Genomic DNA, 23,060 nt, shown 5'->3' on the forward strand with positions numbered 1-23,060 from the left:
CGTTCATGCAGGTGCTCTACACGGCGGAGGCGGTCGCGGTCGGCGACGGCCGCGACGGCGAGGTCCGCTCCTCGGACGGCGTGCTCGACGAGCAGCTCGCCACGCCCACCGAGCTGGGCGGCCCCGGCGGTGACAAGACCAACCCGGAGCAGCTGTTCGCGGCCGGGTACGCGGCGTGCTTCCACAGCGCGCTCAAGGTCGTCGCCCGCCGCGCGAAGGTGTCGCTGGGCGCGACCGAGGTGACCGCCAAGGTCGGCATCGGCCCGAACGGCGACGGCGGCTTCCAGCTCACCGCCGAACTGCACGCGCACATCCCCGGAGTCGGGCAGGAGGTGGCCGACGACCTGGTCGCCCGGGCCCACCAGGTCTGCCCGTACTCCAACGCCACGCGCGGAAACATCGAGGTGGCTCTCACCGCCACCGTGTGAAGGAGGCGCTAGCACCATGGCCAAGTCCCCGATCACCAGCCCGCTGTCCGACGCGGACAAGAAGTCCGTCGGAGCCGTGCTCCAGGCGACCCTGGTCGACCTGATCGACCTGTCCCTGGCCGCGAAGCAGGCGCACTGGAACGTGGTCGGCAAGAACTTCCGCAGCGTCCACCTCCAGCTCGACGAGCTGGTCACCACGGCGCGCACGTACACCGACGAGGTGGCCGAACGGGCGTCCGCGCTCGGCATCTCGCCCAACGGCAAGGCCAAGACCGTGGCCGAGTCGTCGGGGGTGCCGGAGTTCCCGGACAACTGGCTCAAGGAGGAGGACGTGGTGGCCGCCGTGGTCGGCGCGCTCGCCAAGCTGGTCGAGCGCCTGCGCGCCCGCATCGACGAGACCGACAAGTCCGACCTGGTCACCCAGGACCTGTTCATCGAGATCACCAAGCAGCTCGAACAGGCCCACTGGATGTGGCAGGCCCAGCAGGCGTGACCGGACGGGGTCCGCGCGCCCGGCGCGCGGACCCCGGGGCCGTCAGAGGTACTTGCGCACGAACGCGACCTCCGCCGCGGTCTGCCGGATCGTCTCCGCCACGACCAGCGACCCGTGCCCGGCGTCGTACCGGTAGACCTCGTAGGACGCGCCGCGCGCGGCCAGCCGGTCGAGGTAGTTGTCGATCTGCCGGATCGGGCAGCGCGGGTCGTTCTCGCCCGCCAGCACCAGCACCGGCGCGCGCACCGCGTCGACGTAGGTCAGCGGCGAGCACTCGCGGTACCGGTCCGGCACGTCCTGCGGCGACCCGCCGAACAGCGCCCGGTCGAACGCGCGCAGCGGCTCCATCTCGTCCTCGTAGGCCGCCAGGTAGTCCGCCACCGGCACGCCCGCGACGCCCGCCGCCCACCGCTGCGGCTGCGTGCCCAGCGCCAGCAGGGTCAGGTAACCGCCCCACGACGCCCCGTTGACCACGCACTTCGCCGGGTCCGCGAACCCGGACGAGACGGCCCAGTCGTGCACCGCGGCCACGTCCTCCAGCTCGGTCAGACCCGGTCGGCCCTCGATGGCGTCGCGCCACGCCGAGCCGTAGCCGGTCGAGCCCCGGTAGTTGACGTGCACCACGGCGTACCCGGCGTCCAGCCACACCGCCCGGTAGGCGGAGAACCGGTCCTCGTCCGACGAGTGCGGGCCGCCGTGCAGGCTGAACACCGTCGGCAGCGGGCCGTCCGGCGCGCCCTCGGGACGCGCCACCAGGGCGTGCACGTCACCGACGAACACGTCCCGCAGCTCCACCGACGCGGCGGCCTTGTGGCCCTGCGGCGCCAGCAGCACGCGCTCGTCGCCGTCGACGTCCAGCACCCGCACCACGCCCGGCTGGGCGCCCGAGGACCAGGAGAACTCGACCGCGCCGTCCGGCCGCGCGGACGCCGAGCCCACCGTCCCGTGCGGAGTGTCCAAAGCGGACAGTTCGCCGGTGCCCAGGTCGTAGCGGTGCAACGTGTTGCGCGCCTGGAACGTGTGCACGACCAGCAGTGACCGGGCGTCCTCGAACCAGTCGGCGCTGATCTCGCCGGGCAGGTCGATCGCGATCTCGGTCTCGGTGTCGTTCGCGACGTCCCAGATCAGCAGCTCCTCGCGGCCCCGGCGCTCGTGCAGCACCAGCAGCCGATTGTCGCCGCGCACCGGGCTGAACGCGATGGCGTCCAGGCCCTTGCCGGGGCCGTCCCACTTCTCGACCACCGTCTCGCCGGTCGGCGTGACCACGCGCAGCGCGGTGTGCCGGTTGTCGCCGTGCTCGGAGTGCGCGAGCGCGAGCAGCGTCTCGTCCTTGGACAGCGCGGCGATGCCGCCGTCGTTCTCGTGCGCGTAGACCACCTCGGCCGGTCCGCCGTCGCGCGAGACGTAGACGGTGGTGCCGTCGTCGGTGGAGGTGCCGACCGCGACCAGCCCGTGCCCGATCTCCAGACCCGCCGGGTAGCCCGCCGGCACGCCCTCGACCGCGGGCTTCGCGTCCGCGCCGGGGTGGAACGGCTCGCTGACCCACACGCCGAACTCGTCGCCGTCGCTGTCGGCGAACCACCAGATGGTCTCGCCGTCCGGGCTGAGCGCGCCGTGCGACGTGCCGTTCGGGCGGTCGGTGACCTTGCGGTGGGTGTCCGCGCCTCGGTCCCAGGCGTAGATCTCCCAGACACCGCTGGAGTTCGACAGGTAGAGGCTGCGGTCCGGGGCGTCGTCCGCCCAGCCGGGCAGGCTGACCCGGGGCGCGGTGAACCGGTCCCGCCAGCGGGCCTCGGCTTCGGCGTCGTCGAACAGCGGGTCGGGGATCTCGGCGGTCGGGTGCGTCGTCACACCCCCGATCCTGCCGGCTGCGGCGCGCCCGCCAGGTTCGCGGTGACCAGGTAGTAGTCCGCGAGGCCGCGCCCGGTGGCGGCGATCCAGTTGCGGCCCCAGCTGTCGCGGTACTCGCCCAGTTCGATCCACCGGTCGAAGCCGCGCCAGACGTGCTCGCCGATGCTGTCCGCGCGGACGTCGGTGAACCCCGCGGCGCGCAGGTCGGCGGTGAACCGGTCGATCGGGTGGGCCAGGTCGAGGCCGCTGGCGAACGTTTCGAGCAGTTCGGCCAGCGCCGGGCCGGCGTCGTCGTGGCAGGCGAAGAAGGTGGTGACGGCCAGTCGGCCGCCGGGCGCGAGCACCCGCGCGGACTCGTGCGCGAACGCGGTCAGGTCCTCGAAGTGCTGGGCGGCCTCGACCGACAGCAGGCGGTCGAAGGAGTCGTCGGGGAACGGGACGTCCGAGGCCGAGCCGACGGTGAACGAGGCCCCCGGCGTGGCGGCGCGGGCGCGCTCGACCTGCTCGGGCATGAGGTCGATGCCGTCCAGGCTGCGCGGCCCCCGCCGCAGGACCAGCCGCGCGCCCAGTCCCCGGCCGCTGCCGACCTCCAGTACGCGGTGCTCCGAGGTGGGCGCGAGGGCGTCCAGGACCAGGTCGTACAGGGCTTGTTGGGAGGCGATGCGCTGCTCGACGGTGAGGTCGCCGTCGAGCGGGATGCCCGCCCAGTAGCCGAAGTTGATGAAGCCGCCGGCGAAGATCGAGAGTGCGCCGAGGTCGCCCGTGCCGTAGGTCTCGCGGCGGAGTTCCGCGCGCGTCACGTCGTCTGCCATGCCCCTGATCGTGCCGGTACCGGCGACCGCCGGGACGACTAGTCGAGTTCCTCGGCGAAGATCTGGTCCATCTTGCGCGAGGCCTTCGCGAAGGCGTTCACGACGAGGCCGGCGATGGCCAGCACCAGGCCGGTGACGACGCCCGCGGTGGGGGAGGCGAGCACGGCCACCACACCGGCCAGCCCGGCGACCACCATGCCCCAGGCGACGAGGTGGAGCCAGCTGTCCGAGGTGGGTTTGATCGCGGAGACGATGCTCATGGTCGGCTCTCCTGCCTCGAAGCGTCTGTGACCGACGTGTTGTCTCGTCTTCGCGTCGATCTCGACCGTCGTTACGTTGCGTGAGTTGAACCGTCAATCATCACTCATTCGGTGTAACAGAACGTGACATCTGCTCGTACTCCACACCACGCTACGTCAGGAATCGACTACCAGGACTAAAGTTCACTCCATCGTGCGACCTAGCCCACTGCGAGTACATGACTGCGCGCAGTCACCGCCACTGGTCCGTTCGAGGGACTCGATCACCAGCCGTTCCAGTGCAGGACCTCCTCGCGCGGGATCCGCCGGGCGGGCCGGAAGGACGTGCCGAGGGTGTGCGCGAGGGGGATGAACGCGGCGAGCATGACCTCGTCGTGGGGCACGCCGAGGACGCCGGCGAGTTCGCGTTCCAGCGGGGCGTGGGCGGTGGTCCAGACGGTGCCCAGGCCGCGGGCGCGGGCGGCGAGCATGAAGCTCCACACGGCGGGCAGGATCGAGCCCCACGTCATCGCCTGGTCGATCGCCGGTGCCCGGTCCGTGCGGCCCTCGACGGCCGGGATCACGAACGCCGGGACGCGGTGGACGTTGTCGTAGAGGTGCCGGAAGCCCTCGGTGATCCGCTCCATCGAGTCCGGGTGGGCGTACATCCGGGCCAGGTCCCGGTCGGTGACCGGCCGGTTCCCGGCGGCGTGCACGGCCCGCCGGTAGACGTCGGCCACCTTCGCCCGGGTCGGCTCGTCGGTGACCACGATGAAGTGCCAGCGCTGGCGGTTGCGGCCGGTGGGGGCCTGGGTGGCGAGGTCGACGCACTCCTCGATCAGGCGACGTTCCACCGGTCGGGTGAAGTCGAGCCGCTTCCGCACGGCACGGGTGGTGGACAGCAGCTCGTCGGCGTCCATCGGGTCGCTCCAATTCATCTGTCGGCAGATGATTGGCGAACCTACTGTCGTAATGATCTGCCGTCAAACGATTGGCCGGCAGACGATCCTGCTAGCGTGGCCGGACACCCCGTCCCGATGGAGCCGCCCGTGAAACCGACCTACTTCCCGCGCCTGGTCGAGGAGCGCCCGGACATCGCCCTGTGCCGGCTGTCGAGCGCGGTGGCGCGGGCCGCCGAGGCCCAGGCGGAGGCGAACGGCCTGGGCGTCGGCCACCACCTGGTGCTCAAGATGCTGGCGGCCGTCGGCCCGTGCTCGCAGCAGGCGCTCAGCGAGGAACTCCGCATCGACCGCAGCGTCATGGTCGGCCTCGCGGACGACTTGGCGCAGGCGGGCCACGTCACCCGTACGCGCAACCCGATCGACAGACGTGCCTACGAGGTGACCATCACCGAGACTGGCAGGGGGGCGTTGGCGCACGCCGAGTCGAACGTCCCGGCGTACCTGGACAAGGCCCTGGCCCCGCTGTCGGCGCACGAACGCACGCACCTGACCCACCTGCTGACCAAGCTCCTGCACCTCCCCTGACACCCTCCGGAAAGGCGCCCACGTGAGCCCCACCCGCTTAGCCGCAGCCCTGACGCTCACCCTCCTGGCCGCCTGCACCGGCACCCCACCCCCGACCGTCACCCGGACGACGACCCCGCCGCCCGCCACCCGGGCCGCCACCCAGGACCCGCCCCGCACGTCCGCGGCCGAGAAGACGTGCACCGTCCCGAACGTGGTCGGCATGGTCCACCAAACAGCCCAGGACACCATGCAGGCCGCCGGCCTCTACCGCCTGCGCGAAGAAGACGCGACGGGCCAGGGCCGCCTCCTGATCGTGGACCGGAACTGGACGACCACGGCGCAGAACGTCGAAGCGGGCAAACAGGTCCCGTGCGACACGGTGATCGTCCTGTCCGCGAAGAAGACCGGCGAGTGACCCACAGCCGAACCACCGGAAACCTTGGCGGCCAACGCAACCGCGCACCACACCACCGCGCGGCCGGGCTGCTCGCCGAACAGTGACCGGGGCGAACTCCGGGATCTTCTCCCGGAAACGGGTCAGGCCCGGTCCACAACCACCGTGGACCGGGCCTGACCTGCAAGTACACGAGTCGGGGTGACAGGATTTGAACCTGCGACCTCTTCGTCCCGAACGAAGCGCGCTACCAAACTGCGCCACACCCCGGTCTTGCTCTCGAACGAGGAGAACTCTACCTGACGTTCCCACCGACTCCGAACCGGGTATCCCTTTCCGTCGCCGACCCCTCCTGACCTGCGTCGACGGGGCGCGGGACGAGGGTCAGCAGGCTCGCCTCCGGCGGGCACGCGAAGCGCACCGGGGCGTAGGGGGACGTGCCCAGGCCCGCCGACACGTTCAGCCACATGTGCGCGCCCCACCGCGACACCCCGCGCGCCCGCGAACGGTCCAGTTCGCAGTTGGTCACCAGGGCCCCGTAGCCGGGAACGCGGAGTTGGCCGCCGTGCGTGTGGCCGGCCAGCACGAGGTCGTAGCCGTCGGCCGCGAACGGGTCCAGGACGCGGGGTTCGGGGGAGTGGGTCACGCCCAGGCGCAGCGCCGCCGTCGGCACCCGGCCCGCGATCTCCTCGTACCGGTCGCGCTTGAGGTGCGGGTCGTCCAGGCCCGCGGCGAAGACGGACTGGCCCGCCACGGTGAACGCCTCGCGCGTGTGCGTGAGGTCCATCCACCCGTGTTCGACCATCGCCGCGCGCAGGTCCCGCCACGGCAGGGAGATCCCGTGGATCCGCTTCGTCTTCGACGACGGGAGCAGGTACCGCACCGGGTTCTTCGGCCGGGGCGCGTAGTAGTCGTTGCTGCCGAACACGAACACGCCCGGCCGGTTCAGCAGCGGCCCGAGGGCGCGGATCACGGCGGGCACGGCCTGCTGGTGGGCCAGGTTGTCGCCGGTGTTGACGACCAGGTCCGGCTCCAGTTCGTCCAGCGCCGCCACCCACCGCTGCTTGGACTTCTGGCCGGGCAGCATGTGCAGGTCCGAGATGTGCAGCACGCGCAGCGGCGCGGAGCCCGGCGCGAGCACCGGAACCGTGGCCTGGCGCAGCGTCCAGTGCCTCCGCTCGATCCCGGCCGCGTACGCGACGGTGGCGGTGCCCAGGGCGGTGGTGGCGACGAGTGCGCGGCCGAACTTGTTCACGGGATCGAGGGTAGGGGGTTGACCGATTCGGGGCGCAGCGCGGTGCCCGGTAACGTTTGCCCACATGGCGGAGCTGAAGGCGCGGTTGCAGGCCGATCTGACGACGGCGATCAAGGGGCGGGAGACGGTTCGGGCGGGCGCACTGCGCATGACGCTGGCCGCGATCACCACCGAAGAGGTCTCCGGCAAGACGGCGCGCGAACTCGGTGACGACGAGGTGCTGAAGGTCATCACCCGCGAGGTGAAGAAGCGCCGGGAAGCCGCGGACGCGTTCGCCGGCGCCGGGCGCACCGAGCAGGCCGAGCTGGAGCGGGCCGAGTCCAAGGTGCTGGAGGACTACCTGCCGGCCCGGCTCGACGACGCCGAACTCGCCGCGATCGTGGACGCCGCGGTCGCCGAGGTCGCGGCCCAGCTCGGCGAGCGGCCCGGACAGCGGCAGATGGGCCAGGTCATGAAGCTGGTCAACGGCAAGGTCGCGGGCCGCGCCGAGGGCGGCGAGGTGGCCGCCGCGGTGAAGTCCCGCCTGGCCTAGGCGAACTCGTCGCCGGCCGGCTCCTCGGACCGGTCGGCGATCCAGGCGAGCGCCTCGGGGCTGATCCGGCCGACCGCCGGGTCTTCGTTGCGCGCCGCCAGGCGGCGCAGGAGTTCGTCGTGCGGCACGGCGAAGTGCACCAGCCGCCACGTCCCGCCCGCGCCCTCCACCAGCCGCTTGTACTCGTCGCGCTCCGCGCGCCGGCCCAACCCGTGGTCCAGCACCACCGAACGGCCCGCGCGCACGTGCGCGACCAGCTCGGCGCGCACCTCCTCGACCACCGGCCCGAGCAGCGCCAGGTGCTCGGCGGCCGGGTAGTCCTTGTCGAGCCTGCCGTGCCGGGCCACCATCCGCTCGTCCACGGACAGCCGCACGACCCCGAGCGACCGCGCGTAGGTCGTCTTGCCCGACCCCGGCAGCCCCACCAGCAGGTGCACGACGGGACGCTGCGGGTGTTCGGCGCGCGGGTGTTCGGCGGGGTGCGTCACCGGCCCGGCGGGTCGGTGGGGATGGTGATCTGCGGCGGGTCGCCCGGACGTCCGCTGGGCGGCGGTTCGGCCGGCGGCGGCTGGGCGGTCGGGTCGGCGGGCTGCGGCGGCGGGACGTAGCCGGTCGAGACGAGCAGGGTCACCACGGTGCCGCGCAGCGCGCTGCCGCGCGGTGTCTGGCTGACCACGGTTCCCTTGGGCTGCTCGGAGTTCCGGTTCGACGTGGTCACCTTGTAGCCGGCTTCCTCCAGGACCCTGGTGGCCTCGTTGACCTGCTTGCCGACCACCTCGGGGACCTGGATCTCCTTGCCGCCCTTGCGGTACCGGTCCTCGACGGGCGGCAGGTCGCGCACCGGCAGTCCTTCGTGGACCTTCGACATGGTGTCGAACCACGTCTTCGCGGGCACCGTGCCGCCGTAGATGTCCCCGTTGCCGCACAGCCGAGGCGGCCCGGCGTTGACGCAGATGCCGCGCGGGTTGGTGCCGTCGTTGAACGTCTGCACGGACCCGGCGTAGTCCGGGGTCGCGCCGATGAACGCGGCCGACTTGTAGTCCTCGGTGGTGCCGGTCTTGCCGAGCATCGGCCGGGTCCACTTCGCGTTGCGCGCGGCCGGCGCCGCCGTGCCGGAGCCCTGGTCGTCCTTGCTCATCCCGGTGGCCAGGCCGTTCGCCAGCCCCTCGGCCACCACCTGCTCGCACGGGGCCTCGTTGACCGGGACGGCCTTCCCGTTGCGGTCCAACACCTTCAGGATCGGCGTGGGCGGGCACCACACGCCGCCGCTCATCACGGTCGCCGCCACGTTCGCCAGTTCCAGCGTGCTCACCGGCGCGGGGCTCAGGGTGAAGGACGCGTTGCCGCCGTTGGACTTGTAGAACTCGGTCTGCGAGATCCGCAGCGACTTGTCCTTGGCCTTCGAGTCGGGCCGGGTGCCGGCGATGTTGGTCGCCATGGTCTCCCGCATCCCCAGCCGGGACGCCATGTCCACCACCGGGTCCAGGCCCAGCTGCTCCTCCAGGATCACGAAGCCGGTGTTGGGCGAGGTCTGCAACGCGGTCTGCAACGTCATCTGCGGCGGGTAGGTGGAGGACGCGTTGCCCAGGCAGTACCACCGGGTGTTGGGCTCGCCGGTCCCCGGGCACTTGTCGCCGCCGCCCTTGAACACCCGCGACACGTAGGAGTTCGGCGTGGCCATGTTGTTCTCGATGCCCATGCCCTTCTCCAGCGCCGCCGCCGCGGTGAAGACCTTGTAGACGCTGCCCGCGCCGAACTTGTTCTCCACGCCGGAGGGCAGGTCGTAGGTGGTCTGGAACTGGTCGGCCTTCAGGCCGTAGTCGCGGTTCGCGACCAGCGCCACGACCTCGTGCTTGTCCCGGCCCGGCCGGACGATCGCCATCGCGTTGGCGATCCCCTCGGTGTCCTTGCCGACCTGCGCTTCGGCGGACTCCTTGGCCTGCCGGGTGATGTGCCGGTCCAAGGTGGTCTGGATGGTGTAGCCGCCGTTCTTCAGCTGCTCCAGGCTGAACCCGTTGCGCTCCAGGTAGGTCACCACGTACGAGCAGAAGAACCCGTTCTCCGGGCCCGCGCCGACGCAGCCGTTGGGCGGCGTGCGGACCGGGTTCGCCAGGCCCAGCGGCTCCTTCTTGGCGGCCTCGGCGGCGTCGCGGGAGAGCTTGTCGTTCTCGACCATCTTGTCGATCACCTGGTTGCGCCGCTCCAGCGCCTTCTCCGGGAACACCTCCGGGTTGAGCGCGGACGGGCTGTTGACCATGCCGGCCAGCATCGCGGCCTGGGGCACGGTCAGCGCGTCGGGCGTGGTGTTGAAGTACGCCTGGGACGCCGCCGCGATGCCGTAGATCGTCGAGCCGAAGGGCACCACGTTGAGGTAGCGGGCGAGGATTTCGTCCTTGCCGAGTTTGCGTTCGAGCTGCAACGCGATGCGCGCTTCACGGGCCTTGCGCGCAATTGTCTGCTCCTGTGCTTTCTGCTGCTCGACCTGGTTGTTCCGTGCAACTACGTGGACGAGGTAGTTCTTGACGTATTGCTGCGTGAGCGTGGAGGCACCCTGCGTGACCGCGCCGCTGAACTGGTTGGTCAGCCCGGCCCGGATCGTGCCCCGCCAGTCGACGCCCTGGTGTTCGTAGAAACGTCGATCTTCGACCGAGACCAGCGCCGCCTTCATCGTCGGCGAGATCTTGTCCGGTGGGACCAGCACCCGGTACTGGTCGTACAGGTACGCGATCGCCGCGCCGTCCTTGTCCGTGATCGTGGAGATCAACGGCGGGTCGGTGGTCACGAGATCTGCGGAGATGCTGTCCACCGTGTCGCTGGCTCTGTTCGAGACGAGCCCCAGCGAGCCGATGACAGGGAACATCATGCCTGCCAGCAACACGCCGGCTAGCAGACACAGGCCGAGCAGTTTCAGCACGCCGTTCCTGGCTCGCATGGACAGGAGCGTAGCGGGGACCTGAACGGGTGATCAGCATCGCGCAACGTTCATTACCCAGGATGAGTACTCGTACTCAAGACAGGTAACAGGTGGGCAACCCAGGGTTGGAGGTGGAACCGGAAGGCTCTACAGTCCGTCACTGTCCAAGACAGCAGCCGACGGCACGACCACTCGATGTGGGGAGCCTACGGCATCCGCGGCAGGGGTGTGGCGGATTTAAAAGAGTCTGGGCACTGTGTGAACTGAGGTGGGGGTTATGCAGCAGCAGGGGGATTGGCGGATCAAGGCCTCGTGCCGTGATGAGGAGCCGGACCAGCTCTTCGTCCGCGGTGCGGAGCAGCGCAAGGCCAAGGTGGTGTGCCTGGGATGCCCGGTGCGCACCGAGTGCCTCGCCGAAGCACTGGACAACCGGATCGAGTTCGGCGTCTGGGGCGGCATGACGGAGCGGGAGCGTCGAGCGCTCCTGCGCCGACGCCCCGACGTCACGTCCTGGCACGAACTCCTGGACACCGCGCGCCAGGAGCACACCGAGGAGAAGGTCGGGTAGTCACTCGCCCGCGAGTCGCCGGCCGATCTCGTGCAGACCGTCCAGGTCGTGCACGTCGGCCGGCAGCGCGGGCACGCCCACGAGCGGAACACCGGGATGCGCCCGGGTGAACCGCGCGAGCAGTCGCTTCTCGCGATCGGCGACCGCCGCGCGGTCCGCGTGCACCCGCAGTACGGCAGCGGCCAGCGGAGCGTCCCCGGAGCGCTCCAGCCGGTCGGCTGCCGCGAGCGCGCCCGGTGCGGGCAGGGAGGCCAGCACCGGGTGCGTCCGGTTCGCGACCAGGCCGTTGATCGGCATGTCCTCGGCCGAGAGCCGCTCCACGAAGTAGCTGGCCTCGCGCAGCGCGTCCGGCTCGGCGGCGGCGATCACCAGGAAGCCCGTGCCGGGCGAGCGCAGCAGCTCGTAGGTGGCCTGCGCGCGCTGCCGGAAGCCGCCGAACATGCTGTCGAACGCCTGTACGAACGTCGACGCGTCCTGGAGCAGCTGGCCGCCCACGATCGTGGACACGGCCTTGGTGAACAGGCCGAACCCGGCCCCGACGATCTTGCGGATGCCCCGGCCGCCCGCCCGCGCGGGCGCGGACAGCATCCGGATCAGCTTGCCGTCGAGCACCGTCGACAGCCGCTGCGGCGCGTCCAGGAAGTCCAGCGCGCTGCGGCTGGGCGGCGTGTCCACGACGATCAGGTCCCACTCGTCCTGGGCGACCAGCTGCCCCAGCTTCTCCATCGCCATGTACTCCTGCGTGCCGGAGAACGACGTGGAGATCGTCTGGTAGAAGGGGTTCTGGAGGATCTGCTCGGCCCGGTCGCGGCCCGCGTGCTGCCAGACCATGTCGTCGAACGTCCGACGCATGTCCAGCATCATCGCGTGCAGCTCGCCCTCGGGCTCGAACCCGTCGATCTTCACCGGACGCGGGTGGTTGTCCAGCTCCCGCAGGCCCAGCGACTGCGCCAGCCGCCGCGCCGGGTCGATGGTGAGCACGACCGCGCGCCGGCCCCGCTCGGCGGCCCGCACGGCGAGCGCGGCGGCCGTCGTCGTCTTGCCGACACCGCCCGAGCCGCAGCACACCAGCACCCGGGTCTCCGGGTTGTCCAGCAGGCCGTCGACGTCCAGCCGGTTCACCGCACACCTCGCCCGACCAGCACCTCGGCCAACTCGTAGAGGGCGGCCACGTCCACGCCGTCGGTCAGCTCCGGCAGCTCCACGGTGGGCAGGTCGGCCTCGGCGAGCAGGTCCTTGGCGTCCTGCTCCATCCGCACCCGGATGGCGTGCTCCACGGTCTCGTCCACCAGGCCGGCCAGCACCTCGTCGTCCACGTCCAGGCCGCCCGCCGCGAGCCCCGCGCGCAGCCGCGCGCCGTCGACCCGGCCGGCGGCGGCCGACGGGAGCGAGCGGGCCGGCAGCCGGGGCGTGCGGACCCGGTTCACGAACACCGCGCCGGGCCGCAGGTCGGCGGCGTCCAGGTCGGCCACCGCGTCCAGCGTCTCGCGCACCGGCATCTCCTCCAGCAGCGCGACCAGGTGCACCGCCGTGTCGCCGGAGTGCAGCAGCTTCACCACGCCGTCGCTCTGGCCCTTGATCGGCCCGACCTTGGCCAGGTCCGCCATCGCCCGGGTGACGTCCAGGAACCGCACCACCCGCCCGGTCGGCGGGGCGTCGAGCACCACGGCGTCGTACTCGTGCCGACCGGTCTTGCCCGCCCGGCGCACGCACTCCTTGACCTTGCCGGTCAGCAGCACGTCGCGCAGGCCGGGGGCGAGCGTCGTGGCGAACTCGATCGCGCCCATCCGGCGCAGGGTCCGCCCGGCGAAGCCCAGGTTGTAGAACATGTCCAGGTACTCCAGCAGCGCCGCCTCCGGGTCGACGGCCAGCGCGCGCACCTCGCCGCCACCGGGCGCGGACGCGATCCGCTCCTCGGAGTAGGGCAGCGGCGCGTGGTCGAACAGCTGCGCGATGCCCTGCCGGTTCTCGACCTCGACCAGCAGCACCCGCCGCCCGCCGGTGGCGAGCGCGAGGGCCAGCGCGGCGGCCACCGTCGTCTTCCCGGTGCCGCCCTTCCCGGTGACCACGTGCAGCCGGGCGCGGGTGAGTTCGTCGGTCCAGCCGTTCACCAGGTCAGCCTAAGTGCGCCGAGCTGAGACCCGCTGGACACGTTCAGTCCATCATGGTGACGAAGACCACCGCGATGGCCGTCGCCGCGACGATCCCCCACGCGGCGACCGACGGCAGCACGTAGGCGATGAGCACCGCCACCACGGCCACCACGGCCACCCCGATCAGGGCCGCCCGCCACACGTCGGCGCCCCGCGCGTTCTTGCGGTCGCGGGCCTGCGCCATGCCGATCAGCACCATGATCAGCCCGCCGACGATGAACGACCCCGCCGCGACGATCCGCCACGTCTCCACGTGATCAAAGTAGCGCCGAAGCACGGGGTTGGGCAGGGTTCACCCACACGATCGTGGTACGGACTTCGTCGCCTTCTTCGAAGTACCGCAGCGCGCTCTCCGCGGTGGCGGTGAGCATCCTCAGGTCGCCCGACGTCGACGCGACTTCGGCGTGGTCCTCGAACGCCATCCCCCACGCGGCCACCCAGTCGTCCTCGTCGTCCTGCTGCACGACGGCGAACAGCTGCGGTGCGAGCCGGTCCACGTCGATCCCGCTCATCCCTCGTCCTCCCTGATCTCGACGTGGCCCTCGACCACGACGTGCCCCCGGGCCTCCGCCCACTTCATCGCCTGCCACCCGACGTCGAGCAGGACGACGCCGAGGTCGCGCGCCCACTGCTCGATCGACTCGGTGTAGTCGGTGGTGCTCCGGCCGCCGCTCTCGTCCAGCACCCGCGCGATGAACCGCTTGCACTCGTCCAACGCCCGGCCGGCCCCCGCGGCCATTTCCAACTCGTCGCGATCCATCCGCCCCGTCCCGGATTGCCCCTCGAATGAGACGAGCCTAACATCTGTACAGTTCACAGCCGTGGAGTTCAGCCGGGTGAAGTCCGGTATGCGTATCCTTGCCCTGAGTGATTGGAATAAGTGAATGGCCGACGGCACCACCCGCGGGAAGCGCAGGCTGGCCCGATTCGTGCGGGAACTCCAGGAGAAGTCCGGACTGACCCCGGAAGAGATCGCCAAGCGCATCCGCGTTTCGCGTCCCACGGTCACCCGATTGCTCGCCGGCACGCACCTGGCGCGGTGGCCGTCCCTCTCCGTGATCTTGGACGTGCTGGAGGCGACACCGCAGCAGAAGACGTTCCTGCTCCAGATGTGGGAGGTCGCCGACGTCGACAACGCGACGGTCGAGTACGCCGCCGCGCTGCCGATCAAGTACCGCCGGTTCCGGATGGATGAACTGGAGGCGTACCGCGAACGCACGTTGGACGTCACCTACGTGCCCGGGATGCTCCAGACGCCCCGGTACGCGGAAGCGGCCAGCCGGGCCGCGAGCCGGGTGATCGAGGGCGAGGCGTGGGACGAGACGGTCGCCGCCGAGCGCCTGACCCGCAGGCAGTTGCTCGACCGGGAGGAACCGTTCGCGCTGCACGCGCTGATCGACGAGGCCGCGTTGCGCCGGGTGATCGGCGGGCCCGAGGTCATGCGCGAGCAGTTGGACTTCCTGGTCGAGTCGGCGACGCGGCGCAACGTGACGGTGCAGGTCCTGCCGTTCGACGTGGGCGCGTACGCGCCGCTCTCGGTGGCGTTGCTGCTGCTGTTGGACTTCCCGGAGGAAGACGCCCCCTGTGCGGCCTATACCGAGGGAATCTCAGGTCTTGCCATGCTGGAGGAGCAGGACGAGGTGGAACCGCTGGACGGCATCTGGCACGACGCGGCGTCGCTCGCGCTCTCGCCGGAGGAGTCCGTCGAGTTCGTCAACGCGGTTCGGAAGTCACTAGGAGACTCATGATCGAGCAGACCTGGCGCAAGAGCAGCCGTAGTGCGTCCGCGCCGCAGTGCGTCGAGTTGGCGGTGACGGACGCCGTGACCGGCGTGCGGGACACCAAGAACCGCGACGGCGGGACGTTGATCTTCGAGGCGCGGGTGTTCCGGGCCTTTCTGGCCGACCTGAAATCCGACCGCTGACGTGCGACGGGGGTGTCCTCGCGGGACGCCTCCGCCGCGTTCCGGCGAGATCGTCCGGGAGTCGGGCGGTCGAGGCCGGGCGCGGGCGAGACGTGGGAGAGCGATGATCGAGCAGACCTGGCGCAAGAGCACCCGTAGCGCGTCTGCCGCGCAGTGCGTCGAACTGGCCGTGACCGATGCGGCCACCGGCGTGCGGGACACCAAGAACCGCGACGGCGGGACGTTGATCTTCGAGGCCCGGGTGTTCCGGGCTTTCCTGGCCGACCTGAAATCCGCTCGCTGACCTGCGGCGGGGGTGCCTTCCGGGGTGCCTCCGCCGAGTCCGCGCGAGAGCTGCCGCGAGTCGGGTGGTTCGAGAGCGAGGCGTAGGAGACTCATGATCGAGCAGACCTGGCGCAAGAGCAGCCGCGGTGCGTTCGCGGCGCAGTGCGTCCGGTTGGCGGTGACGGACGCGGTGACCGGCGTGCGGGACACGAGGAACCGCGAGGGTGGGACGTCGATCTTCGGGGCGCGGGCGTTCCCGGCCGACCGGAAAGCCGGCTGACGCGGGGCGGGGGCGTCCGTCGCGGGCGTCCCCGCCGTCCGCGCGGGACCTACGCGAGCCGTTCGAGGGTGCGGGCCCACTCGGGGTAGGCGTCGAGCTTGGCCTGGTGCAGCGCGCCGACCCGCGCGTCGAGGTCCGGCGTCGCGTCGTCGGTCAGCCGGAACGCGGTCAGCCGGGCGAGCCTGGGCAGGATCGTCAGGTCGCCCTCGACGTGCACGGGGTCGTGCATGTACCGCTCCAGCGCGGCCAGGTCGGCGATGCCGACGCAGTAGGCGTGCGTGAACCCGTTGGTCGGGCCGCCGAAGCTGGGGCCGACCGTGGAGAACGACACCGACTCCACCGCCGCCGTGCGCCGCATCAGGGCCAGCACCTCGGCCCTCTCCTCCTCGGTGGTGTCCTCCCGGAAGCTGAACTTCAGGATGTTGACGATCATTTTTCTCCTCGAATTGAACCCATGCGTTCAGATTATCTGTCGCATACGTTCAGTGTCATAGGGTGGGACACGTGGCTCGGGTGGACAGGCAGCGCGTGATCCTGGAGGCCGCGTTCGCGGTGTTCGCCCGGCGCGGGTTCGCGGAGGCGGGCGTGCAGGAGGTGGCGGACGAGGCGGGGGTCGCCAAACCGACCGTCTACAACCACTTCGTCGACAAGGAGACGCTGTTCCGGCAGGCGCTGGAGGTCGCGTCGGAGACCGTGCTGGCGCGCAACCTGGCCGTCCTCGACGCGTTGCGCGAACCCGGCGACGACCTCCGGTCCACCCTGGAGCGCCTGTCGTGCGGGCTGATCGAGTCGTGCTGCGACCCGACCGCCGTGTCGCTGCGGTGGCTGGCCTACGCGCAGTCGGCGCGGTTCCCCGACCTGCTCGACGCCGTGCACCGCACGACGGCGGTCCGCCTCGCCGAGGCGCTGGCCGACCGGTTCGCCCACCTCGTGCTGGCCGGCCGGCTGCGGCGCTGCGAGCCCGCCGTGGCGGCCGAGCAGTTCCTCGCGTTGCTCACCGGGCCGATGGAGGCGCGTTCCCGGCTGGGCCGGCGCGACGTGCCCGCAGCGGAACGGCTGGCGGTCGGCGCGGCGGGCGTGGACACGTTTCTCCGGGCTTACGGCGTGTGAGCCGGATCGGCGGCCGGCCGGGCGCGGGGTGCGGCTAGGCTGCGCCCCATGACCAAGTGGGAGTACGCCACCGTCCCGCTGCTGATCCACGCCACCAAGGCGATCCTGGACCAGTGGGGCGATGACGGCTGGGAGCTGGTGACCGTCCTGCCCAACCCCAGCGGGGAGCAGCACGTGGCCTACCTGAAGCGGCCCAAGGCATGAGCTGGACGTCCCGCCTGGCCGAACTGGGCCTGGAGCTGCCCGAGGTCGCGGCGCCCGTCGCGGCGTACGTGCCCGCGGTCCGCTCCGGGGCGCTGGTCTACACCTCCGGCCAGCTGCCGTTCGTCTCGGGGACGCTCGCCGCCACCGGCAAGGTCGGCGCGGACGTCAGCCCCGAGGAGGCCAAGGACCACGCCCGGACGTGCGCGCTCAACGCGCTGGCCGCGATCGACGCCCTGGTCGGGCTCGACTCGGTGGTGCGGGTCGTCAAGCTGACCGGGTACGTGGCCTCCGCCGAGGGGTTCACCGGGCAGCCGGCCGTGATCAACGGGTCGTCCGAGGTGCTCGGCGAGATCTTCGGCGACGCGGGCAAGCACGCGCGCGCGGCCGTCGGCGTGGCCGAGCTGCCGTTGGGCGCGCCGGTCGAGGTGGACCTGATCGTCGAAATCGGGGAGTGAGATGTCCGACACCCTGCACGAGCTGCTGCTGCGACTGGCCGGCCGGCTGCCGGACGACGTGCTGTGGAGGTTCCGCGACTGGGCCGCCACGGACGCGGTCGCGGTGCTCGCGCGGGCGTTGCCCCGGACGTTGCTGCACGACCGGATCGGGCTGACCGACTTCGAGCAGCGCCTCCTCGCGGAGGCCCTGGTGCCCTACGGAGCGGATCTTTCCGCCATCAGTTCTGTCAAGGGACTGGACGACGAGCCCGATCCCGGTTACACATTCACCCCGGAATCACCCGAACGGGTGCTGATGGGAGATTCCGCGACCGTAGTGCTCGGCGCGACCCTGCGCGGTCGCCTCGGGGTCGGCGAAGTCCGGTCCACGTGGCGGCAGGGCGGGGGCGCGACCAGGAGGATCCTCCTGGTCGCGGCCACGACCGGGCACGCCCGGCTGGCAGGCGAACTCCAGCGGGTGCTGCGGGCGCTCGGTGAGCACGACCCCTGCGTCGAGGTCCTGCCCACCGGACATGACCTGCCGTCCTACCACCGGGCGGCGTTGGCGGCATCGGAGCTGGTTTGCGCCGGCGCCGAGGCCGACGGGCACCTGGTGCCCGTCTAAGGCTCGTCGCTGCCGCGCGGGCCGGAAGGAGAGCAGGCGTGACGAACGACGGAGTAGGGTTGCCCGTCCGTTTACACGAACTCCTGTTGGCGCTGGCGGGACGCGTTGACGACGACGCGCTGTCCCAGGCCCGGGAGCTGCTGGCCGTCGCCGAGCTGGACCGCGCGGTCGAGCTGACGGTCGGTGTGCTGCTGGCCGGGCGGATCCCGGTGTCGGTGGACGAGCGCCGCGAGATCGGCTGGCTGCTGGGCGAGGTCCGGTCGGACCGGAGCCTGGCGGACAAGCTGTTCGCGGTCGAGCAGGTCCCCGTCGCGCGGCACCGGTTCACCGTCGAGTCGGACCCGGCGGACGGGCTGGCCGAGGTGATCGGCAAGACCGCGTCGGTGCTGCCGGACGTGCGCTCGGTGCGGGCGACGTGGCGGTCCAGCCCGGCGGGCGCGACCCCCGGCCCGCTGCCGCAGCGGGTGGTGCTCGTGGACATCGGCCCGTCCGGGTTCGCGCCGGCGACGGCGTACCGGGTGGACACGGTGCTGCGCAAGGCGGGCATCCGCGCGGCGGTCGAGGTGCTGACCGTCGGGGTGCCGCTGGGCGAGTACCACGCGGCGGCGGTGACCACAGCCCGTGAAGTGTTCTTCCAGACCTTGACGGCACCCGTGCCACCACCGGATTCCGGGACCTGGTTCGACGGCGAGGTCCGGGATGAGGCACCGGTGGTCGAGCCGGAACCGGTGCCCGCGGAACCCGAAGCCGGCTCCAAGTCGCGCAGAGCGCGCGTCGACCCGTTCGAGGGTGCCCAACCCTTCCCGCCGAAGCCCGTGAAGCGGCTGCCGGTGCGAGAGGTGGCACCCGACCCCGTCCTGCCGTCCGTCGGTTCGGCCGGCGGGTCTTCGGACGTCTCGTCCGGGGTCTCGGCGGGCGTGTCACCGGACGGGGTGGACATCGGCTCGGTCACCAGTCTGGACGACGCCCGGATGGATGACGTCCGGGTCGACGACGTGCGGATGGACGACGTTCGGATCGATGACGTGCGGGTCGATGGCGTGCGGGCGGAGATCGGCCAGAACGCCGACCTGTCCGCCGACACCGACTCACCCGACCTGTCGGAGCCGATCGCCGACCCGCGTCGCAACGGCCGGACCAACGGGCGCAACGGCTCGCACGCCGACCTGCGCCCGGACTCGCGGCTCGACGCGCGCGCCGACGTGCACCCTGACGTGCAGCCCGATGCGCACGCCGACTCCCGCCCGGTCTCGCTCAACGGTTCGCGCCACGACGCGCGGCACGATTCGCGATCGGAACCGCAGGTCGATGCGCACGCCGAGTCGCGCCACGACGCGCACGAGCCCCAGCAGGACTACCCGCGTCCACGCAACGGCGAGCCGCGCAACGGTGAGCCGCGCACCGAGGAACCACCGCTGTCGCGGGCCGAGGTGACGACGGAGCTGGGCCCGGACGACCTGGCGGCGTTGCAGGCGGCGTTGGCGGAGGGGCAGCCGCCGGCGGCGGTCCACCTGCCGCCGACCGTCGACGCGAAGCTCAGCGACCGGGAGCGGGCGTTGTTGCAGCAACTCCACGAGGAGCTGGCCCAGCGCGAACAGCAGTCCTGGCCCACCGGCCCGGAGTACGTGAACGGCGTTCACAAGCCGAACAACGGCAAGTACCCCGGCTAGAAACCCGCGCCCCGCCGCCCTCGGCCGTGACCCCTTCGCAGGGCGTCGCACCACGGCCGAGGGCGGCGGGGTGTTCTCGTAGGTCTAATTTTCAGGAAGCCTTCCTGAAAGATCACTGGCCGACGATCTTTCAGGGAGGCTCCTTGAAAGTTCTGCTCGGGATTAACTTTCAGGAAGGCTTCCTGAAAGTTTTGCAAGCCCGGATGGTCCGGGGGCGGGGGTGCTCGGAGTCCGGAGGTCCGTCAAGAGGGGGCGGACGGCTGCCGCTACGCCTCAGACTTCCGCCGGGCCTGGTCGATGATGCGCTGGAGGTGCAGGCCGCGCCGGACGTCGCAGCGGTGCGTTGTCGTGCCGCTGTGGACCATCGCCACGAAGTCGTCCAGCAGGTTGGTGTAGCTCTGCTGCGCGGTCGTCCCGCGATCCGCCAACGCCCGGTAGCCGTGCTCGCCGAACACGCTCACCTCCGAGATGCTCGGGTTCACCGGCACGCTCATGGTCAGCGTGACACTGCTGGTCGCCCCGCCCTCGTGCGCGAACACGAACTGCCACAGGCCCGCGTCCGACCGGTTCGCGGTGACGACGTCGGTGATCGCGCCCAGGGCCGCGTCGAGCAGGTCGAACGCGTGCGGGCCGATGTCGTCCAGCGGGCCGCCTTCGTGACGCCACGGCGAGTGCGAGTACGGGCCGTCCAGCAGCGCGCCGGTCAGCCAGCGCGCGTTGCCGCCGACCCAGCCGCCCGTCGCGCGCAGTTGGGCCAGCTGTTCCTCGGTCTCCGGGGCGAATCGCCTGGTCAGCATGACCAGCGAGGCCACACCGGACTCGGCCACCGCGTCGGCCAGCTGTTCGGCTTCGTCCACAGTGGACGCGATCGGCTTCTCCAGGATGACGTGCTTCCCCTGCCGCGCGGCCTTGATCGCGATCTCGGCCTGGACCGCCGGCGGAACGGCGAACGCCACCGCGTCCACTGTGGACAGAAGCTCGTCGGGCGAGCCGGCGACCGCGGCACCGTGGGAGCCGGCCAGTTCCGCGGCGGCTTCGGGACGACGGGCCCAGACCGAGGTCAGCCTCGTACCCGGGTGGTCGGCCAAGCCGGGCGCGTGCACCCGGTGCGCCCACGGTCCGGCTCCGACAAGTCCTACGCGCAGCTGCTCGTCCACACCGCCCATGCTGTCACGTCCGCCACACCGTCACCGGCCGCCGGCGTACGCGGCTGCGGGCACGAAGATCCGGCCGCCGTTGTCGAACCTCAGCTCCACGCCGGTCTCGCCGCGCACCACCTCGGGCGTGTGGTCCCAGCCGCCCGGGATCTCGACCACGTGCCCCCGGTCCTCGCTCGGCCCCAGCCACACCTCGTAGTCGGCGCTGCCCAACAGGCTCTCGCGCTTCTTCACCCACACGCCCGGCGTGCCCCGGTCCGTGCCGACGGTCTCGGTCGACGGCAGGAACACCACCACCGCGAACACGGCCGTCATCCCCGTCCCGACCATCGCGCCCAGGACGAACAGCAGCACCTTGGCCAGGCACCCTCTAGTCGTGGTGTCCACGGGAGACGATCCTCGTCGTAGGCTCGGGACCGTGCGCGAACTTCCCGAGGAATTGGTTCTGCCGCCCGGCATGGTGCCCGATGTCGCCCCGGCGGTCCCGGTGACCCCTCGCGACGCCGCCACCGTGATGCTGCTGCGCGACGGCGTCGCCGGTCTGGAGGTGTTCCTCCAACGCCGGGTGCGGGGCATGCCGTTCGCGGGCGGGATGACGGTCTTCCCCGGCGGCGGTGTCGACCCGGGGGACGGGGACGCGTCCGTGGCGTGGAGCGGGCCGCCGCCGGACTGGTGGGCCTCGCGGTTCGCGGTGTCCGCCGAGTCGGCGCGGGCGCTGGTGTGCGCGGCGGTGCGGGAGACGTTCGAGGAGTCCGGGGTGCTGCTGGCCGGGGCGTCCGGCGACTCGGTCGTGGCGGACACCTCGACCTACGCCGAGGCGCGGCGGGCGCTGGTCGCGCGCGAGCTGTCGTTCGCCCGGTTCCTCACCGACGAGGCGCTGGTGCTGCGGGCCGACCTGCTGCGACCGTGGACGAACTGGGTCACGCCGGTCGAGGAGCCCCGCCGGTACGACACGCGGTTCTTCGTCGCCGTGCTGCCGGAGGGGCAGCGGGCCGACGGGTGGACCACGGAGGCTTCGGACGCGGTCTGGCAGACGCCGCTGGAGGCGTTGCAGGATTGGCAGCAGGGGCGGCGGATGCTGATGCCGCCCACGTGGGTGACGTTGACGGAGCTGGCCGAGTACTCGGGGGTGTCGGACGTGCTGGACGCGCCGCGCGCGGTGGAGAAGATCGTGCCCAAGCTGGTCCGGGACGGGGCCGCGATCCGGGTGATCGTGCCGTGAGCCCGGCGTACGGGCAGTTGCGCGAGGTCACGCCGTTCGCGTCGGTGGTGCTCGCGGAGAACCCCTCGGTGATGACGTTGGAGGGCACCAACACCTGGCTGCTGCGCGCGCCGGGGTCGGCGTCGTGCGCGGTGGTCGACCCGGGTCCGCTGGACCGGGGCCACCTCGAACGGGTCGCCGCGCACGGCCCGGTGGACGTCGTGCTGCTCACGCACGGCCACCACGACCACTCCGAGGGCGCGGCGGAGTTCGGCGCGCTGGTCGGCGCGCCGGTCCGGGCGGGCGACCCGAAGCTGGGCACCTCGGGGCTGGCCGGTGGCGACGTGGTCGAGGCCGGCGGCCTGGAGATCCGGGTGCTGGCCACGCCGGGGCACACCGACGACTCGCTGAGCTTCCTGGTGAAGAACGCGGTGCTGACCGGCGACACCGTGCTGGGCCGGGGGACGACCGTCCTGGACGGCAGGCTCCGGGACTACCTGGAGTCGCTCAAGGTCCTCGCCGACCTGCCGCCGGGCACGATCGTGCTGCCCGGTCACGGGCCGGAGATCGCGGACATCGGCCCGGTCGCCCGGCACTACCTGGCGCACCGCGAACAGCGGCTGGCGCAGGTGCGCGCGGCCGTCGCCAAACTCGGCGGGACGCCCACGGCGCGCCAGGTGGTGGAACTGGTCTACGCGGACGTCGACCGGTCGTTGTGGCAGGCCGCCGAGTGGTCCGTGCGGGCTCAGCTGGACTACTTGGCCGACTCCTGACCCGAGTCCCCCGAGGGGAGGATCCCGGACGGGTCGTCGATCACGTACCGCCGGCCGTCCGGGCCGCGACGGGCGACGTCGACGGCGATGCCGTGCTCGTCGCCGAGCCGCCAGTCCACGACCAGGAGCGCGATGTCGCCGTTGGTGAGGACCTTGCGCGGGGTGACGCGCATGGTCGCGCCGACGGTCAGGTGGCGGGCGAGTTCGGGCGGGTGCGCGCCGGGTTCGTAGAGGTCGGCCGGGTCGCCTTCGTTGAACAGCGCCGCGAACAGGGCGGGGAGTTCTCCGGGTGTCGTGGCGGGCATGCCGC

33 protein-coding genes and 1 tRNA gene are annotated in these 23,060 nt (G+C 71.5%); 17 read left to right on the forward strand and 17 right to left on the reverse strand.

The features are described from left to right. Positions 1–5: 5 nt before the first annotated feature. The gene (locus tag AC0HI0_RS36300) at positions 6–428 is read left to right on the forward strand and encodes an organic hydroperoxide resistance protein (RefSeq protein ID WP_480927990.1); all 423 of its coding nucleotides are present in this window, start codon (positions 6–8) and stop codon (positions 426–428) included. A 16-nt stretch (positions 429–444) separates the two neighbouring features. Continuing rightward, on the forward strand, positions 445–921 hold the full coding sequence (locus AC0HI0_RS36305; protein WP_480927991.1) for a Dps family protein: 477 nt from the start codon (positions 445–447) through the stop codon (positions 919–921). 42 nt (positions 922–963) lie between these two features. Here AC0HI0_RS36305 and AC0HI0_RS36310 read toward each other — a convergent pair whose 3' ends face one another. The 4 genes from AC0HI0_RS36310 to AC0HI0_RS36325 all read right to left on the reverse strand — a co-directional run bounded on the left by AC0HI0_RS36310 (position 964) and on the right by AC0HI0_RS36325 (position 4,743). After that, entirely contained in the window at positions 964–2,772 is a 1,809-nt protein-coding gene (locus AC0HI0_RS36310) for a S9 family peptidase (protein WP_480927992.1), read from the reverse strand. After that, positions 2,769–3,584: a class I SAM-dependent methyltransferase gene (locus AC0HI0_RS36315; protein ID WP_480927993.1), complete on the reverse strand. Its 816-nt coding sequence runs from the start codon at positions 3,582–3,584 to the stop codon at positions 2,769–2,771. The genes AC0HI0_RS36310 and AC0HI0_RS36315 overlap by 4 nt, the downstream gene beginning before the upstream one ends. Before the next feature lie 38 nt (positions 3,585–3,622). Further along, positions 3,623–3,844, reverse strand: coding sequence for a hypothetical protein (locus tag AC0HI0_RS36320; protein WP_480927994.1), 222 nt, complete (start codon positions 3,842–3,844; stop codon positions 3,623–3,625). Between the two features lie 263 nt (positions 3,845–4,107). Continuing rightward, entirely contained in the window at positions 4,108–4,743 is a 636-nt protein-coding gene (locus AC0HI0_RS36325) for a nitroreductase family protein (protein ID WP_480927995.1), read from the reverse strand. Positions 4,744–4,872: 129 nt separating this feature from the next. On the opposite strand from AC0HI0_RS36325, the gene AC0HI0_RS36330 reads away from it, so the two are divergent. Together AC0HI0_RS36330 and AC0HI0_RS36335 are read left to right on the forward strand one after the other, a co-directional pair. After that, positions 4,873–5,310 (forward strand): MarR family winged helix-turn-helix transcriptional regulator, encoded by a 438-nt coding sequence (locus AC0HI0_RS36330; protein WP_480927996.1) that lies wholly within the window; start codon positions 4,873–4,875, stop codon positions 5,308–5,310. Positions 5,311–5,332: 22 nt separating this feature from the next. After that, positions 5,333–5,707, forward strand: a complete 375-nt coding sequence (locus AC0HI0_RS36335; protein ID WP_480927997.1) for a PASTA domain-containing protein — start codon at positions 5,333–5,335, stop codon at positions 5,705–5,707. Positions 5,708–5,882: 175 nt separating this feature from the next. Here AC0HI0_RS36335 and AC0HI0_RS36340 read toward each other — a convergent pair. Together AC0HI0_RS36340 and AC0HI0_RS36345 are read right to left on the reverse strand one after the other, a co-directional pair. Next, positions 5,883–5,956, reverse strand: a tRNA-Pro gene (locus tag AC0HI0_RS36340). Between the two features lie 25 nt (positions 5,957–5,981). Continuing rightward, entirely contained in the window at positions 5,982–6,941 is a 960-nt protein-coding gene (locus AC0HI0_RS36345) for a metallophosphoesterase (RefSeq protein WP_480927998.1), read from the reverse strand. Between the two features lie 64 nt (positions 6,942–7,005). Between AC0HI0_RS36345 and AC0HI0_RS36350 the strand changes: the two genes are divergently transcribed. Next, positions 7,006–7,473 carry a GatB/YqeY domain-containing protein gene (locus AC0HI0_RS36350; protein WP_480927999.1) on the forward strand — a complete coding sequence of 156 codons (468 nt, stop codon included), beginning with the start codon at positions 7,006–7,008 and terminating at the stop codon, positions 7,471–7,473. Here AC0HI0_RS36350 and AC0HI0_RS36355 read toward each other — a convergent pair. Further along, positions 7,470–7,961 (reverse strand): P-loop nucleotide/nucleoside kinase family protein, encoded by a 492-nt coding sequence (locus tag AC0HI0_RS36355; protein WP_480928000.1) that lies wholly within the window; start codon positions 7,959–7,961, stop codon positions 7,470–7,472. The two genes, AC0HI0_RS36350 and AC0HI0_RS36355, sit on opposite strands and share 4 nt — an antisense overlap. Beyond that, positions 7,958–10,405 (reverse strand): transglycosylase domain-containing protein, encoded by a 2,448-nt coding sequence (locus AC0HI0_RS36360; RefSeq protein WP_480928001.1) that lies wholly within the window; start codon positions 10,403–10,405, stop codon positions 7,958–7,960. The genes AC0HI0_RS36355 and AC0HI0_RS36360 overlap by 4 nt, the downstream gene beginning before the upstream one ends. Before the next feature lie 259 nt (positions 10,406–10,664). On the opposite strand from AC0HI0_RS36360, the gene AC0HI0_RS36365 reads away from it, so the two are divergent. Continuing rightward, complete coding sequence (locus AC0HI0_RS36365; RefSeq protein ID WP_015097722.1) at positions 10,665–10,955, forward strand: WhiB family transcriptional regulator; 291 nt, start codon at positions 10,665–10,667, stop codon at positions 10,953–10,955. On the opposite strand, the gene bagB is transcribed toward AC0HI0_RS36365, so the two are convergent. The 5 genes from bagB to AC0HI0_RS36390 are packed head-to-tail and all read right to left on the reverse strand — an operon-like array spanning position 10,956 to position 13,847. Beyond that, on the reverse strand, positions 10,956–12,077 hold the full coding sequence (gene bagB, locus AC0HI0_RS36370) for an ATPase BagB (RefSeq protein WP_480928002.1): 1,122 nt from the start codon (positions 12,075–12,077) through the stop codon (positions 10,956–10,958). It abuts the gene before it with no gap. Beyond that, a complete protein-coding gene (bagA, locus tag AC0HI0_RS36375; protein ID WP_480928003.1) occupies positions 12,074–13,066 on the reverse strand; it encodes an ATPase BagA in 993 nt (330 codons plus the stop codon). The genes bagB and bagA overlap by 4 nt, the downstream gene beginning before the upstream one ends. A gap of 43 nt (positions 13,067–13,109) precedes the next feature. Then, a complete protein-coding gene (locus tag AC0HI0_RS36380; protein WP_480928004.1) occupies positions 13,110–13,361 on the reverse strand; it encodes a hypothetical protein in 252 nt (83 codons plus the stop codon). Between the two features lie 4 nt (positions 13,362–13,365). Continuing rightward, entirely contained in the window at positions 13,366–13,620 is a 255-nt protein-coding gene (locus AC0HI0_RS36385) for a hypothetical protein (protein WP_480928005.1), read from the reverse strand. Beyond that, complete coding sequence (locus AC0HI0_RS36390) at positions 13,617–13,847, reverse strand: hypothetical protein (protein WP_480928006.1); 231 nt, start codon at positions 13,845–13,847, stop codon at positions 13,617–13,619. Before AC0HI0_RS36390 ends, AC0HI0_RS36385 begins: the two co-directional genes overlap by 4 nt. A gap of 145 nt (positions 13,848–13,992) precedes the next feature. Here AC0HI0_RS36390 and AC0HI0_RS36395 point away from each other — a divergent pair, with 145 nt between their 5' ends. The 4 genes from AC0HI0_RS36395 (at position 13,993) to AC0HI0_RS36410 (ending at position 15,576) form a co-directional block, all read left to right on the forward strand. Then, positions 13,993–14,856: a helix-turn-helix domain-containing protein gene (locus AC0HI0_RS36395; protein ID WP_480928007.1), complete on the forward strand. Its 864-nt coding sequence runs from the start codon at positions 13,993–13,995 to the stop codon at positions 14,854–14,856. Continuing rightward, complete coding sequence (locus AC0HI0_RS36400) at positions 14,853–15,032, forward strand: DUF397 domain-containing protein (RefSeq protein ID WP_480928008.1); 180 nt, start codon at positions 14,853–14,855, stop codon at positions 15,030–15,032. The genes AC0HI0_RS36395 and AC0HI0_RS36400 overlap by 4 nt, the downstream gene beginning before the upstream one ends. Before the next feature lie 103 nt (positions 15,033–15,135). Then, positions 15,136–15,315, forward strand: a complete 180-nt coding sequence (locus tag AC0HI0_RS36405) for a DUF397 domain-containing protein (protein WP_480928009.1) — start codon at positions 15,136–15,138, stop codon at positions 15,313–15,315. A 93-nt stretch (positions 15,316–15,408) separates the two neighbouring features. Next, positions 15,409–15,576, forward strand: a complete 168-nt coding sequence (locus AC0HI0_RS36410) for a DUF397 domain-containing protein (RefSeq protein ID WP_480928010.1) — start codon at positions 15,409–15,411, stop codon at positions 15,574–15,576. A gap of 49 nt (positions 15,577–15,625) precedes the next feature. Here AC0HI0_RS36410 and AC0HI0_RS36415 read toward each other — a convergent pair whose 3' ends face one another. Next, a complete protein-coding gene (locus AC0HI0_RS36415; protein ID WP_480928011.1) occupies positions 15,626–16,009 on the reverse strand; it encodes a Dabb family protein in 384 nt (127 codons plus the stop codon). 71 nt (positions 16,010–16,080) lie between these two features. Here AC0HI0_RS36415 and AC0HI0_RS36420 point away from each other — a divergent pair, with 71 nt between their 5' ends. From AC0HI0_RS36420 to AC0HI0_RS36440, 5 genes are read left to right on the forward strand one after another with little or no spacing between them, the layout of a single operon-like run. Further along, a complete protein-coding gene (locus tag AC0HI0_RS36420; RefSeq protein WP_480928012.1) occupies positions 16,081–16,686 on the forward strand; it encodes a TetR/AcrR family transcriptional regulator in 606 nt (201 codons plus the stop codon). 48 nt (positions 16,687–16,734) lie between these two features. Continuing rightward, positions 16,735–16,890, forward strand: coding sequence for a Sp36 family protein (gene sp36 / locus AC0HI0_RS36425; protein WP_204842736.1), 156 nt, complete (start codon positions 16,735–16,737; stop codon positions 16,888–16,890). Continuing rightward, positions 16,887–17,345: a RidA family protein gene (locus tag AC0HI0_RS36430; RefSeq protein ID WP_480928013.1), complete on the forward strand. Its 459-nt coding sequence runs from the start codon at positions 16,887–16,889 to the stop codon at positions 17,343–17,345. Before sp36 ends, AC0HI0_RS36430 begins: the two co-directional genes overlap by 4 nt. 1 nt (position 17,346) lies before the next feature. Next, positions 17,347–17,949, forward strand: a complete 603-nt coding sequence (locus tag AC0HI0_RS36435) for a hypothetical protein (RefSeq protein ID WP_480928014.1) — start codon at positions 17,347–17,349, stop codon at positions 17,947–17,949. 38 nt (positions 17,950–17,987) lie between these two features. Next, on the forward strand, positions 17,988–19,619 hold the full coding sequence (locus AC0HI0_RS36440) for a hypothetical protein (RefSeq protein WP_480928015.1): 1,632 nt from the start codon (positions 17,988–17,990) through the stop codon (positions 19,617–19,619). Between the two features lie 266 nt (positions 19,620–19,885). Here the strand turns inward: AC0HI0_RS36440 and AC0HI0_RS36445 are convergent, their stop codons facing one another. Continuing rightward, the gene (locus AC0HI0_RS36445; RefSeq protein ID WP_480928016.1) at positions 19,886–20,785 is read right to left on the reverse strand and encodes a Gfo/Idh/MocA family protein; all 900 of its coding nucleotides are present in this window, start codon (positions 20,783–20,785) and stop codon (positions 19,886–19,888) included. 21 nt (positions 20,786–20,806) lie between these two features. Further along, the gene (locus AC0HI0_RS36450; protein WP_480928017.1) at positions 20,807–21,163 is read right to left on the reverse strand and encodes a hypothetical protein; all 357 of its coding nucleotides are present in this window, start codon (positions 21,161–21,163) and stop codon (positions 20,807–20,809) included. 70 nt (positions 21,164–21,233) lie between these two features. Here AC0HI0_RS36450 and AC0HI0_RS36455 point away from each other — a divergent pair, with 70 nt between their 5' ends. Both AC0HI0_RS36455 and AC0HI0_RS36460 read left to right on the forward strand, forming a co-directional pair. After that, positions 21,234–21,998 (forward strand): NUDIX hydrolase, encoded by a 765-nt coding sequence (locus AC0HI0_RS36455; RefSeq protein ID WP_480934467.1) that lies wholly within the window; start codon positions 21,234–21,236, stop codon positions 21,996–21,998. Then, positions 21,995–22,750, forward strand: a complete 756-nt coding sequence (locus AC0HI0_RS36460) for an MBL fold metallo-hydrolase (RefSeq protein ID WP_480928018.1) — start codon at positions 21,995–21,997, stop codon at positions 22,748–22,750. Before AC0HI0_RS36455 ends, AC0HI0_RS36460 begins: the two co-directional genes overlap by 4 nt. On the opposite strand, the gene AC0HI0_RS36465 is transcribed toward AC0HI0_RS36460, so the two are convergent. Continuing rightward, positions 22,732–23,055: a Cif family virulence factor gene (locus tag AC0HI0_RS36465; protein ID WP_480928019.1), complete on the reverse strand. Its 324-nt coding sequence runs from the start codon at positions 23,053–23,055 to the stop codon at positions 22,732–22,734. The two genes, AC0HI0_RS36460 and AC0HI0_RS36465, sit on opposite strands and share 19 nt — an antisense overlap. Between the last annotated feature and the right edge of the window lie 5 nt (positions 23,056–23,060).

The sequence above is a fragment of the Saccharothrix sp. NBAS 001 genome (genome assembly GCF_056640475.1).